Below are 12,856 nucleotides of genomic sequence, written 5' to 3' on the forward strand. Positions count from 1 at the left end.
CCCAACAAAAATAACTGTCGATTTAACAAAAATAGCCATGAAGAAACCAGTGCTTGTGCTGATCACGAAATATCCATAACCAGCGGCCTTGCTTGGTGTGTGCAATGTAGTAATCACGCATGATCTCATCACCATCCCACCACCCAGAAACTATTCGCTCAGGTCCGTGGACCAAAGAAACTTGCTCTTGCAATACAATGGGAGTCGGTAATTGCATTGCTGGGCGTAGTATGGATGGTATGGCGTGCCCCTTTTCATCCGTAGCATCAGCAGGGCGATACTGACTGGCCTTTTCTGGTCTAGGATCGCAAGCAATATTGGGTTTTAAAACGGCACTTTTTCCCAATTTAGCTTGCAGTAAAGAAAGCAACTCTAAAGCATTCATGTTTCCTTTCTGCCCAGCAAAGAGATCGCGTGATGCACTAAGAGGCTCACCTTGACGGATGACTTTTAACGTTAGCCCTGTGACTGGGCCATTAAGCGAGAGTGACTCTAAGCTCAAACTCGCTAACTGTTGCCAACGCTGACATAGGTAATCACCTTGCGCAGAAGTGAGTTGAAGGTGTTGCTCTTGTTTCTCACGCTGGTGGAGTGTTAAACACAGTTCAAAAGCGACCTTATCTCTTAATTTAAGAAAGATTTCGAGTTGACGAAGTAATTTGGCCAACGGCTTTTCAATCCACTGAACGTTTTCGATCTCAAACAACAGCTCTAAATAAACTTGGAAGGATTCGGTAGGGTGATAAAAGTCGACAGGGTGTTTAAACTGCCCAGTCAGTCGACCAACGTAGTTCACCAAATCGATATCAAAGCGTCGTGCGATGTCTTGCAATGGCAGTTCAAGCAGGTTTTGCAATGTGGTGACACCTACACGTTGTAACTTCTCTACGGTAGCGTTTGATAAATCTGTCAGTGTTAACGGTATTGGTGATAAGGCTTTTTGTATGGCAGATTTGTCTTCGCTGATGACGTTCGCTCCTGATAATGCCATCAATTTGGCAGCAAAAGGCGAAAAACCACATCCGAATTGAAAACTCAGTTTCAGCTCCGATAAGTGAGCTCTGACTTTGTTCCAATAGTTTTCAAACCCTTCATACAGAGCGAGCATTGGAGTAGCACGCAGCAAAATACCTTGGTTTGGCATCAACACAACGTCAGATGTGATCAAATACAGCCATTGAGCAATTTCTTGTAACTTGCTCCATTCGGTGTGCGGATGATAAGGATGCACTTGTAAATCTCGACACAAGGACGCAGCACTGCCTAGTCCCATACCTGGCTTAATGCCTTGTTGTTCGGCAATCTCGTTGTATTGAAGAATCTGGCAACGTTGGCTTTCGACAATCACCACGGGTTGTTCTTGGTTATCACCAAAGAGTGCGTCTAGCTGTAGGCGAGGGAAGTGCAAGTAAATCCACAGAGCCATATCACTAACCTTGGTTCGCCAGTGGGAAATTGACCACAGTCGAGTGCACAGTTTCAGATGATGGTTTCACCAGTTGCGGGTAATGGTGTTGGAAGCCGATACTAACGCTACCTCTATTCCAGCCTCCTTTCCTTTTCAGCACTTCAACATGAATCCCTTGCTCGTCGCCTTTCAGTTTTAAACTGAGTGACACAGGTAAAGACAAGCGGTTGATAGTATCTGTTTTAAGCATAAAGAGAGGGCAAGTACCTTGTTCACTCGCTACCTGTAAGCGTTTCACTTGATGTATTTCAAGCTCTTCTTGCCATAACAAAACATTACTGCATACCCCACTTTTCAGACATTGCTCTGCAGCCCAAAGAGCGTCTTTGGGGTGAGTTGGAGTAACGACCCACACTTGGTTTATATCCAACCCGATGTAGTGTAAAAACAGAGAATTCACTAGCGCAGGTGGTTGAATAAATGCGGTCACACCATTGGTCTGAGTGGCTTTTAAATAGGGAGCGAGCAAACGCAATTCACCAATACTACCAATAGATTCCATCTCCACTACGCCATGAGGTGGAAAGCCTCCGCCGAGCAAATCATCTAATTCAGAAAAACCGGAACTAGTCTGCAACTGCTGAGGATCTGCTTTCGTTAAATTTGCTTGCCAAACAAGGTGTTGGCTTTTTAAGTTCTGAATAATATCTTGCATAATAAATACCTGTATATATGTACAGTATATTTCTGTGGGAGAAAGTCGCAAGATTTTTATGAAGAGAGAAATGAAAAAAGGCAGCGTTTGCTGCCTTTTCAATCGATTATGTGAGGTAACCTGAATGAGTTATTTACGCTTCGGTTGAGCGTCGATGCACTGACCGTTCACATCGGTAACCGCAGGATCCATTAAGTGCAAATATAGCGGCATGATATCCAGTGGCGTTTTGAGAGTATTCGCATCTTCACCCGGATATGCTTTTTCACGCATGCGAGTACGAGTGGCACCAGGGTTAATTGCGTTAACGCGGATCGGTGTATCACTCAGCTCGTCAGCTAAAACTTGCATCATGCCTTCTACGGCAAATTTAGAGATAGCGTATGGCCCCCAGAATGCGCGGCCAGAGTGGCCGACGGTTGAAGAGGTAAAGATAATACGCCCAGCTTCTGATTTACGCATCACAGGCAGTAATGCTTGAGTCATTAGCACTTCGGCTTTCACGTTGATCTGCATGATATCGTCGAAGTCTTCCTCTTTGATTTGATCAAATGGACACAGCGAACTCAAGACACCTGCGTTGTGTAATAGACCATCCAAGCGACCAAACTGTCCTTCGATTGTCTCTGCCATATCAATGTAATTCTGCTGAGTTGCACCCTTGAGATCCAATGGAATGATAGCAGCTTGTGGATAGCCAGCAGCTTCAATCTCATCATAGATAGATTCAAGGTTTTGCACATTTCTACCCAAGAGAATAACAGTTGCACCGTGCTCGGCATAAGAAAGCGCGGCTTGACGGCCGATGCCATTACCAGCGCCAGTAACAAGAATGACTTTACCTTTTAGAGCATCAGCTGAAACGGAGTAGTTCACGGCGATAAATCCTTATTATTGTAAGAGGGTCCATGATAGTTAATTGACGCTAAAAAACGCCTGTTTCTCAATGGAAAATCTTGGTAATCGTGACAAGATGGTTACAATACACCAATTCATGTGTTATACCAATTCCAGAACTTTCGTTAGGTATGCTATCAATCAGAACAAGTGGTTACAAACCGCGCTGCCTTCTCGCTGATGTTTCTGCGTAACATACTAACGTCATCTGAAATGAGATAAAGGAGCTCTCGTTGGAATTTTTATTAGATTATGGTCTGTTTCTGGCCAAAATTATCACGGTGGTTGCTGCGATAATTGTTCTGCTCATTATTGCAAAATCGGCTGGTGGCAAATCGGGTGCGGCGAAAGGGGAGTTAGAGATTACCAACCTTTCAGAGCAACACAAACAATCTGTTGAGCAGTTAGAGCATCATTTGCATGACGATGCTTTCATCAAGGCTCGAGATAAAGCCGTCAAGAAAGAAGAAAAAGAGAAGAACAAATCTCGCGAGAAAGAAATCAAACAAGCGAGCAAAGACGGTTCATTAGATAGCAAGCGTGAACCACACCTATTTGTTCTTGATTTCAACGGTAGCATAGACGCAAAAGAAGTCGCGTCTCTACGTGAAGAAATCACCGCTATTTTGGCTGTCGCACGTGAAGGTGATGAAGTGTTACTTCGCTTAGAGTCTGGCGGTGGTATGGTTCATGGTTACGGCCTTGCCTCTTCTCAACTGGACCGAATCAAAGCTGCGGGTCTTCCTCTGACCATCTCTGTTGACAAAGTTGCGGCAAGTGGTGGTTACATGATGGCATGTGTAGCAGATAAGATTGTTTCTGCACCATTTGCAATTGTGGGGTCTATTGGCGTTATCGCACAAATTCCTAACTTCAACAAACTGTTGAAGAAACATGACATTGAGTACGAACAACTAACAGCGGGTGAATATAAACGCACGCTAACGATGTTCGGTGAGAATACCGATAAAGCGCGCGATAAGTTTAAGCAAGAACTTGAAGAAACACATGTCTTGTTTAAAGACTTCATCCGTGAGCGTCGTCCTAGTTTGGACCTAGACAAAGTAGCCACTGGTGAGCACTGGTTCGGTACACAAGCGAAAGAGCTTGGTTTGGTGGATGACATTAGTACATCTGATGATATCGTTGTTGCGGCATGCAAAGATAAAACTGTACTTTCTGTGCATTATGTACAAAAGAAAAAACTGGCCGACAAGCTAGCAGGTGTGGCGGGTAAAGTCGCTGATAGTGTGATTTTAAAGTTAGCTGAGCGTGGTCAAAAGCCGATTGTTTAATCGAGCTTAAGTTCATGACATTTAAAACGGCGAGGGCGGAAGCTCTCGCCGTTTTTGTTGAACTTTATGTTTATTGATGAATCCAATTACGCATTAGGTGTAATGCTTTACACGACATTTTTCCTCGCTCCAAAGACTGATTACCCGTATAATGTGCGCCTCGAAAACCGAGCAAATTGCTGAAAAGAAACTATTGGTGGAGAAGAACATGTCCTCTCAAACTCCGGTTGTAACCGTAGATGGACCTAGTGGTGCAGGTAAAGGCACTTTATGTATGTTGCTGGCGAAAAAGTTGGGTTTCCAACTCTTAGATTCTGGCGCAATTTATCGTGTACTTGCACTCGCTGCGATTCACCACGGTGTCGACACCGAGTCAGAAGATGCTCTTGTCCCACTAGCAACCCACCTAGACGTTCAATTTATCGCGGAAGGTGACTTAGTTAAGGTCATTCTAGAAGGCGAAGACGTGTCAGGGGAGCTTCGTAAAGAAGAAACGGGTATGGCAGCATCTAAAGTTGCGGCTTTGCCACGTGTTCGTGAAGCATTACTACGTCGTCAGCGTGCATTTGAGACCGCTCCGGGTCTGGTTGCTGATGGTCGTGATATGGGCACAATTGTATTCCCGAGTGCGCAAGCAAAAATCTTCCTTGATGCGAGTGCTGAAGAGCGTGCAAATCGACGCCTTAAACAGTTGCAAGAGAAAGGGTTAGATGTTAGATTTGCTGACCTTTTAAGCGAGATCCAAGAGCGTGACGACCGAGATCGTAACCGCCCAGTGGCGCCATTACGCCCTGCTGAGGATGCGCTTGTGCTAGATTCTACGTCGATGACTATCGACGAAGTAGTAGAAAAGGCACTACAATATATCGAATCGAAGCTAGCTGAGTAATAATACTCGACTAGGCTAAGAGCGTTGGTCGCAAGGATGATGACTGGCGAATTTAATAACCCCATGCGGTAGGATACCCGTGGAAGTTTAATTTATTGAAGATTAATTAAATGACTGAATCTTTTGCTCAACTCTTTGAAGAGTTTCTAAACGAAACAGAATTCCAACAAGGCAGCATCGTTAAAGGTACTGTAGTAGCTATCGAGAACGGTTTCGTTCTTGTTGACGCTGGTCTTAAGTCTGAATCTGCTATCCCTGCTGAACAGTTCAAGAACGCTGCTGGCGAACTTGAAGTTGAAGTTGGCGCTGAAGTAGACGTAGCTCTAGACGCTGTTGAAGATGGTTTCGGTGAAACTCAACTTTCTCGTGAGAAAGCTAAGCGTCACGAAGCTTGGATCGTACTTGAGAAAGCTTACGAAGAAGCTGAAACTGTTGTTGGTATCATCAACGGTAAAGTTAAAGGCGGTTTCACTGTTGAACTAAACGGTATCCGTGCTTTCCTTCCTGGCTCTCTAGTAGACGTACGTCCAATCCGCGACACTGCTCACCTAGAAAACAAAGAGCTAGAGTTCAAAGTTATCAAACTTGACCAAAAACGTAACAACGTAGTTGTTTCACGTCGTGCAGTTATCGAATCAGAGAACAGCGTTGAGCGTGACGAGCTTCTAGAAACTCTACAAGAAGGTTCTGAAGTTAAAGGTATCGTTAAGAACCTTACTGACTACGGTGCGTTCGTTGACCTAGGTGGCGTTGACGGTCTTCTACATATCACTGATATGGCTTGGAAGCGCGTTAAGCACCCATCTGAAATCGTTAACGTTGGTGACGAGATCCAAGTTAAAGTTCTTAAGTTCGACCGTGAGCGTACTCGCGTATCACTAGGTCTTAAGCAACTAGGCGAAGATCCATGGGTAGCAATCGCTAAGCGTTACCCAGAAGGTCACAAACTAACTGGTCGCGTAACTAACCTAACTGACTACGGCTGCTTCGTTGAAATCGAAGAAGGCGTTGAAGGTCTAGTTCACGTTTCAGAAATGGATTGGACTAACAAGAACATCCACCCTTCTAAAGTTGTTAATGTTGGCGACGAAGTTGAGGTTATGGTTCTTGAAATCGACGAAGAACGTCGTCGTATCTCTCTAGGTCTGAAACAGTGTAAAGCTAACCCATGGCAGTCATTCGCTGAAGCACAAGCTAAAGGCGACAAAGTTACTGGTAAGATCAAGTCTATCACTGACTTCGGTATCTTCATCGGTCTAGAAGGCGGCATCGACGGTCTAGTTCACCTATCTGACATTTCTTGGAATGTTGCTGGCGAAGAAGCTGTACGTGAGTACAAGAAAGGCGACGAGATCTCTGCAGTTGTTCTAGCAGTAGACGCTGAGCGTGAGCGCATCTCTCTAGGCATCAAGCAAATGGAAAATGACCCATTCAATGCTTACGTTGCTGACAACAAGAAAGGTGTTCTAGTTAACGCTACTGTAACTGCTGTTGACGCTAAAGGCGCTACTGTTGAAATCGCAGAAGGCGTTGAAGGTTACATCCGTGCTTCTGAAGTATCACGCGATCGCGTAGAAGATGCTTCTCTAATCCTAAGCGCTGGTGATGTTGTTGAAGCGAAGTTCACAGGTGTAGACCGTAAGAACCGCGTAATCAACCTATCTATCAAAGCTAAAGACGAAGCTGACGAGCAAGAAGCAATGGCATCTATCAACAAGCAAGATGACAATGCATTCGGTAACGCAATGGCTGACGCTTTCAAAGCTGCTAAAGGCGAATAATATACTCGCTTAAGCAAAAAAGGAGCCGCAAGGCTCCTTTTTTATATTTGGTCATATTTAAGTAGTAATACTAATGACAGTAAACTATCTTAATAAAAGGCATTTCTTCATTGCGCATTTTGCATAAAATTTGTCTAGAATTGTCAGCAAGTGTTTGTTGGAATTAGTATTACTTACTATAATAAGTGATAAAGATACTCAAAGAGGGCAACTATGACTAAGTCTGAACTGATTGAAAGACTCTGCGCTGAGCAAACACACTTATCAGCGAAAGAGGTAGAGGATGCTGTAAAAGATATTTTAGAGCACATGGCCTCTACACTAGAGAGCGGTGACCGTATCGAGATCCGTGGCTTTGGTAGTTTTTCTCTTCATTACCGCGAGCCTCGCGTAGGTCGTAACCCTAAAACGGGCGATAAAGTGGAATTGGAAGGTAAATACGTTCCACATTTCAAACCTGGTAAAGAACTTCGTGAGCGTGTAAATATTGGTTAATGCACTCTTATTAGTTTGAAAAAAGCGGCATACGTTTGTGTATGCCGCTTTTTTGTAATGTATCCAAGTTAGTCATACATCCAAGATCGTTTACTAATCTAATTGTGGATTCAGCCGTTTTCCTTGCTGCTTTCTATACCCAAATAACTTTAACTTCTAAGCATGTCTACAAACTAAGCATCTTGAGGTTACTTGGGTATAGATTATTGCTAATATACGTAGTCTGAAGAAGCATTTTCCTGCATAATCTTACCGACTTACTCCTAGAAGGGTGATGTAACATGAAAATTATAAAAATCGTTGCTGTTTTAGCTCTCTTTTTAATTGCATTGGCGTTAGGTTCCCAAAACCAAGAGCTCGTGACTTTTAACTATCTTCTAGCAAAAGGAGAGTTCCACTTATCTACGCTATTAGGTGTAGTATTTGTGGTTGGCTTTGCTTTAGCGTGGGTTATCTTTGGTAGCATCCAACTGAAAACTCAGCTACAGGTCCGTCGTTTAAAGAAAAAACTGAAAAAGTACGAACCAACGGAATCAAACAACGCTGCTGATAAGCCAGCCATTGAAAAACAGGCATAAGGATAAGGCTTAACTTTAATGCTTGAACTACTCTTCTTGTTGTTGCCTATAGCTGCTGCGTATGGCTGGTATATGGGGCATCGCAGCGCTCAGCAAGACAAGCAGAAGCAATCTCATCAAATCTCTCGTCAGTATATGACGGGTCTTAATCTGCTGCTCTCTGACCAATCAGATAAGGCTGTCGATCACTTTATTGAATTGCTCCAAGTTGATAACGAGACCATCGATACTCACCTTGCGTTGGGTAACCTGTTCCGGTCTCGTGGTGAAGTCGACCGCGCAATCAGAATTCACCAAAATCTTATTTCTCGTTCAGGCTTAACACTGGACCAAAAGAACCTCGCCCTTCAACAGTTAGCGAAAGACTACATGGTCTCTGGTTTTCTTGATCGTGCAGAGAAAATCTTTGAACAGTTAGTCGAAGAGCCAGATTACAAAGAGGCGGCTCTTCAACAATTAGTGACCATTTATCAGCAAACACGAGAATGGGAAAAGGCGATTTATTACGCGAACCAATTGGCTAAGTTAGGTAATAAACGCTCAAGGATGCGTGCAAATATTGCCCATTTTTGGTGTGAAATAGCCATGCTCGACCAAGCTGATGGGAATACTAATAAGGCAATACAGCATTTTAAAAAAGCGTTAGCGGAAGACCCGAAGTGTGTTCGAGCAAGTATTGCTTTGGGACGAATTTACCTAGAGTCTGAAGACTATAAGCACACCATCAAATATCTGACGGGGGTACTTGAGCAAGATAAAGACTTTATCAGTGATGTCTTGCCAACTATTGCAGAATGCTATCATCATCTGGGTCAGGAAGATGAACTTGTCGAGTTTCTGAGAGCTTGTATTGATAAGAAAGCAGGCGTATCAGCCGAGTTGATGTTGGCTCAATTAGTTGCTCATCACGAGAACGTTGGGGCTGCTCAAGAGTTACTGACGAAACAATTGCTGAAAAACCCAACCATGAAGGGCTTCTACCGTTTAATTGACTACCACATTGCAGAAGCAGAAGATGGTCGAGCGAAAGACAGCCTATCAACACTACAAGCGATGGTGGGTGAACAGTTAAAAGTGAAACCGCATTACCGATGCCGGAAGTGTGGATTTTCTACCCATTCCCTTTATTGGCATTGTCCGTCCTGTAAAGGATGGGGGACGATCAAGCCAATCCGCGGATTGGATGGTGAATAATTCTTAATGCAGCTGGCAGAGTTTCTGTCCGCTGCATTTTTTTAACTTTTTATTTAATAAGAACCAAAACAGTTAGGAGATGAAATGATCGACCAAAAAGTTATTGTCGCACTGGATTATGATAACCAAGCAGATGCACTTGCGTTTGTAGATAGAATTGATCCTGCGTCATGCCGACTAAAAGTTGGCAAGGAGATGTTTACGCTATTTGGTCCTGATTTTGTACGTGAACTCCATAAACGTGGTTTCTCGGTATTCCTAGATTTAAAATTTCACGATATTCCAAACACCTGTTCGAAAGCAGTTCGCGCTGCGGCTGAAATGGGTGTATGGATGGTGAACGTACACGCGAGCGGTGGTGAGCGTATGATGACGGCATCACGTGAAATTCTTGAGCCATATGGTAAAGATCGTCCACTTCTTATCGGTGTAACGGTACTAACCAGTATGGAACAAAGTGATTTAGCTGGTATTGGTTTGAATGTTGCGCCTCAGGAGCAAGTGATTCGTCTAGCAACCTTGACCAAAAACGCGGGCTTAGATGGTGTCGTATGTTCAGCGCAAGAGTCCTCACTACTGAAGAGCGAACTAGGCCAAGAATTTAAATTAGTGACCCCTGGTATTCGACCTGCTGGTTCAGAACAAGGTGACCAACGCCGTATCATGACGCCAGTAGACGCTATCCAATCAGGTTCAGATTATCTTGTGATTGGTCGCCCTATCACTCAAGCGTCAAATCCTGCAGAAGTGCTGAAGTCGATCAATGAGAGCTTATCTAAAATGTAAGCACTGTCTCGATTGTATGGAGAAAAGTGAGGCTAAGATGCCTCACTTTTTATATCGAGTGAAAATACTGATCGCGGTAAACAACCATTCCTTTTAACCAGCTATGTCTGATCATTTACTCGCTGTAACTGGTATATCGGGGCCAATTGAGATAAAGGTTCTGCGGTTTATTCTGAGTAAAGTAGGGCTTGGTACTATGCTGATCACACTTTTGTAACATAACTCACTGTGATGCCTCGAAAATGCAATCATGTGTTATTGATGGCTTGCGTTACAAATATCTAAAGAATACTATGGCGAAGATGCATTCACTGCGTTGTAAGGTCTAGGATGACCTAGTGAAACTCTTTGAAATTAATATAGAAGCTGGCAGGACGTCACTTCATATTACGTTCCTATTATTTCCTATCTGCGTATTTTAAATCGCAGCTTTCTGTGAGCTTTCACACGCTGTCTTCCTTGTTACGACCTTAGTGCGCAAACACAACAAGGAAGAAACATGACTAAAAAACTGCCATTTTCAGTACTAGCAACACTGACCGCTGCCAGTTTTCAACTGAGTGCGGCAGAATTGCCAGCTGATATCGAATGGATTTCAAACAACAACGAACCTCTATTTGCCTCTGAAGAGGCGGTACGAGGTGGCACCTATCGCACTTACATTCAGAGCTTTCCGCAAACATTACGAAGTGTTGGTCCAGATGCGAACTCAGGTTTGCGCCAATACTTAATGGATGGTTCACCAAAACTGGCTCAGCGTCATCCAAATACTGGCAAATGGATCCCTCAACTTGCTAAGTCATGGGCATTTGGAGAAGACAACAAAACCGTATTCTTTAAACTCGACGAAACGGCCGAGTGGTCAGATGGTGAAAAAATTACAGCAGATGATTACGTCTTTATGATGAAGTACTACACGTCAAAAGACATTATCGACCCGTGGTATAACGACTTCTTCACAAACAGTATTGTGAGTGTTGAAAAAATTGATGACTACACGATCAAAGTCAATCTTGCTGTAGCTCAAAGTCATGACTCACTTATGGTTATGATTAACATGCCAAGTAATGGTTTTCAGCCTCGTCCTGAACACTTCTTTGAAGGAGAAAAGGACGCAAATAACGATGGCATGCCTGATAACTTCGTCAGAAAGTTTAACTTTAAATCTGAGCCAACCGCAGCGCCTTACTACATTGATCAAGTGAAGAAAGGTAAGAGCGTGACATTCAAACATGTCGGTGAAGATTGGTGGGGATACAACAACCGCTACTATAAAAACCGTTATAACGTTGAAAAGGTTCGCATTAAGGTGATTCGCGATCCTGATATTGCCATGAAGCACTTTGAGAAAGGCAACTTAGACTACTTTGAGATGGTGCTACCAAGCTTTTGGCATGACAAAACCAATAGTGATGTGTACAAAAAAGGCTATATCCAAAAGTACTGGGGCTTTAACGAAGCACCGCAAGGAGCTGGTGGTCTTTGGATGAACACAGCGATGCCGATGTTGGATAACCTAGAAGTGCGTAAAGGTGTTATGGCAGCCACTGACTATGACGGCATGATTGAAAACATCATGCGTGGAGATTATTCACGTAAACCGCATGGACTCGGCTTTGGTCATGGCGAATACGATGATCCTAACAATACACCGCCAAAGTTTGATGCTGATGCGGCGGTTAAACACTTCGAAAAAGCGGGCTTTGACAAAGTGGGCGCAGATGGTATTCGTATTAACGACAAGGGCCAACGCTTGAGCTTTGCTATCACCTATGGATACAACTCTTGGACACCGCGTATTGCATACCTGAAAGAGCAAGCGAAACTTGCTGGTCTTGAGTTCACGTTAAATTTGGTGGATGGCTCATCTGCGTTTAAATACATTCTTGAGAAAAAGCATCAGCTAGCGTTTTTGAATATGGGCTCTGGTGAGATCCCTGCGTATTGGGAATACCTACACTCGGATAATGCAAATCGACCACAAACGAATGCTCACACCAACTACAGCAGCCCTGAGCTAGACAAGTTAATTGAAGCGTATGATTCTGAGTTTGATCAGGAGAAGCGTTACGACTTGTCGCATCAAATCCAAAACTATGTCAGCAAAGCGAACATCATCGTTCCTGGCTACATGGTGCCTTATTCTCGAGTTGCTCATTGGCGCTGGGTTAAAATTCCTAAAAACGGCATGACAAAAGCGACAGAATGGGTGCTTCATCCAATGGATATCGGTAATTTCTGGATTGATAACCAAGTAAAAGAAGAGACAGAAGAAGCGATGGACGAGGGTAAAACTTTCCCAGAATTAACGGTAATTGATGATCGTTACAAATTGTAAATCAGTAGTTTAGATAGAAAATGATAGCCCCGGTAATGAATTTTATCGGGGCTTTCTTTTTTACTTAATAAGGTAAGACGCTTCTAAAAGGTAGGTTTTTGCATCACCAAGCAAAGAGAACGCTTTATCGATGGTTTTAAATCGATCATCAAGCGAGTCGCTTGATATCAGCTGGCTGAATGTTTGCAACGAGAAAGCTTCGTTTGCTTTGAAGAACTGATGTACGTTTTCAAGCTGCACTTTATGAATATGCTCCACCTTATTTAGGGCGGTGGTTAAATCGGAAATGTTAATCGACATTGCTATTCGGGAACCTTATCAACAAGACCTATATGAGGTCATAGAGTGGGGTTTTATATTTTGTGACAGAGAGTAGCACCGAAGAGCAATTTATAGTCTGATGAAGATCAATTTGCCTTATTTAAGCATCTGTAACGTGGCACTAGACGTGTACCTAGAGTTGGTACAAGTTACAACGCT

12 protein-coding genes are annotated in these 12,856 nt (G+C 43.5%); 8 read left to right on the plus strand and 4 right to left on the minus strand.

What is annotated here, in order from left to right:
• Nucleotides 1-22 precede the first annotated feature (22 nt).
• The 3 genes from R7Z77_RS03090 to R7Z77_RS03100 form a co-directional block, all read right to left on the minus strand.
• On the minus strand, nt 23-1,426 hold the full coding sequence (locus R7Z77_RS03090; RefSeq protein WP_064354174.1) for a Y-family DNA polymerase: 1,404 nt from the start codon (nt 1,424-1,426) through the stop codon (nt 23-25).
• 4 nt (nt 1,427-1,430) lie between these two features.
• Nucleotides 1,431-2,123, minus strand: coding sequence for a translesion DNA synthesis-associated protein ImuA (gene imuA, locus R7Z77_RS03095; protein WP_053306608.1), 693 nt, complete (start codon nt 2,121-2,123; stop codon nt 1,431-1,433).
• A gap of 129 nt (nt 2,124-2,252) precedes the next feature.
• Nucleotides 2,253-2,999, minus strand: a complete 747-nt coding sequence (locus R7Z77_RS03100; protein ID WP_005372980.1) for a YciK family oxidoreductase — start codon at nt 2,997-2,999, stop codon at nt 2,253-2,255.
• Between the two features lie 254 nt (nt 3,000-3,253).
• Here R7Z77_RS03100 and sohB point away from each other — a divergent pair, with 254 nt between their 5' ends.
• From sohB to R7Z77_RS03140, 8 genes are all read left to right on the plus strand, one after another.
• Nucleotides 3,254-4,315 (plus strand): protease SohB, encoded by a 1,062-nt coding sequence (sohB, locus tag R7Z77_RS03105; protein WP_005385819.1) that lies wholly within the window; start codon nt 3,254-3,256, stop codon nt 4,313-4,315.
• 208 nt (nt 4,316-4,523) lie between these two features.
• Nucleotides 4,524-5,204, plus strand: a complete 681-nt coding sequence (gene cmk / locus R7Z77_RS03110) for a (d)CMP kinase (protein WP_021033981.1) — start codon at nt 4,524-4,526, stop codon at nt 5,202-5,204.
• A 110-nt stretch (nt 5,205-5,314) separates the two neighbouring features.
• Nucleotides 5,315-6,985 carry a 30S ribosomal protein S1 gene (gene rpsA / locus R7Z77_RS03115; protein ID WP_005385817.1) on the plus strand — a complete coding sequence of 557 codons (1,671 nt, stop codon included), beginning with the start codon at nt 5,315-5,317 and terminating at the stop codon, nt 6,983-6,985.
• 213 nt (nt 6,986-7,198) lie between these two features.
• Complete coding sequence (gene ihfB / locus R7Z77_RS03120; protein WP_005385816.1) at nt 7,199-7,480, plus strand: integration host factor subunit beta; 282 nt, start codon at nt 7,199-7,201, stop codon at nt 7,478-7,480.
• A gap of 281 nt (nt 7,481-7,761) precedes the next feature.
• On the plus strand, nt 7,762-8,058 hold the full coding sequence (locus tag R7Z77_RS03125) for a LapA family protein (protein ID WP_005376663.1): 297 nt from the start codon (nt 7,762-7,764) through the stop codon (nt 8,056-8,058).
• Nucleotides 8,059-8,076: 18 nt separating this feature from the next.
• Nucleotides 8,077-9,252, plus strand: coding sequence for a lipopolysaccharide assembly protein LapB (gene lapB, locus R7Z77_RS03130; protein WP_005376665.1), 1,176 nt, complete (start codon nt 8,077-8,079; stop codon nt 9,250-9,252).
• An 84-nt stretch (nt 9,253-9,336) separates the two neighbouring features.
• A complete protein-coding gene (pyrF, locus tag R7Z77_RS03135; RefSeq protein WP_017821659.1) occupies nt 9,337-10,038 on the plus strand; it encodes an orotidine-5'-phosphate decarboxylase in 702 nt (233 codons plus the stop codon).
• 499 nt (nt 10,039-10,537) lie between these two features.
• A complete protein-coding gene (locus R7Z77_RS03140) occupies nt 10,538-12,376 on the plus strand; it encodes an extracellular solute-binding protein (RefSeq protein ID WP_005376669.1) in 1,839 nt (612 codons plus the stop codon).
• Nucleotides 12,377-12,436: 60 nt separating this feature from the next.
• Here the strand turns inward: R7Z77_RS03140 and R7Z77_RS03145 are convergent, their stop codons facing one another.
• Nucleotides 12,437-12,676, minus strand: a complete 240-nt coding sequence (locus R7Z77_RS03145; RefSeq protein WP_005376679.1) for a hypothetical protein — start codon at nt 12,674-12,676, stop codon at nt 12,437-12,439.
• Between the last annotated feature and the right edge of the window lie 180 nt (nt 12,677-12,856).

It is taken from the genome of Vibrio sp. 1401 (assembly GCF_033340295.1).

Excerpts from the sequence above, each read along its gene's own strand:
- lapB (WP_005376665.1), top strand. The coding sequence starts at position 8,077 with ATGCTTGAACTACTCTTCTTGTTGTTGCCTATAGCTGCTGCGTATGGC.
- R7Z77_RS03145 (WP_005376679.1), bottom strand. The coding sequence starts at position 12,676 with ATGTCGATTAACATTTCCGATTTAACCACCGCCCTAAATAAGGTGGAG.
- cmk (WP_021033981.1), top strand. The coding sequence starts at position 4,524 with ATGTCCTCTCAAACTCCGGTTGTAACCGTAGATGGACCTAGTGGTGCA.
- R7Z77_RS03090 (WP_064354174.1), bottom strand. The coding sequence starts at position 1,426 with ATGGCTCTGTGGATTTACTTGCACTTCCCTCGCCTACAGCTAGACGCA.
- imuA (WP_053306608.1), bottom strand. The coding sequence starts at position 2,123 with ATGCAAGATATTATTCAGAACTTAAAAAGCCAACACCTTGTTTGGCAA.
- R7Z77_RS03125 (WP_005376663.1), top strand. The coding sequence starts at position 7,762 with ATGAAAATTATAAAAATCGTTGCTGTTTTAGCTCTCTTTTTAATTGCA.
- ihfB (WP_005385816.1), top strand. The coding sequence starts at position 7,199 with ATGACTAAGTCTGAACTGATTGAAAGACTCTGCGCTGAGCAAACACAC.
- rpsA (WP_005385817.1), top strand. The coding sequence starts at position 5,315 with ATGACTGAATCTTTTGCTCAACTCTTTGAAGAGTTTCTAAACGAAACA.
- pyrF (WP_017821659.1), top strand. The coding sequence starts at position 9,337 with ATGATCGACCAAAAAGTTATTGTCGCACTGGATTATGATAACCAAGCA.
- R7Z77_RS03140 (WP_005376669.1), top strand. The coding sequence starts at position 10,538 with ATGACTAAAAAACTGCCATTTTCAGTACTAGCAACACTGACCGCTGCC.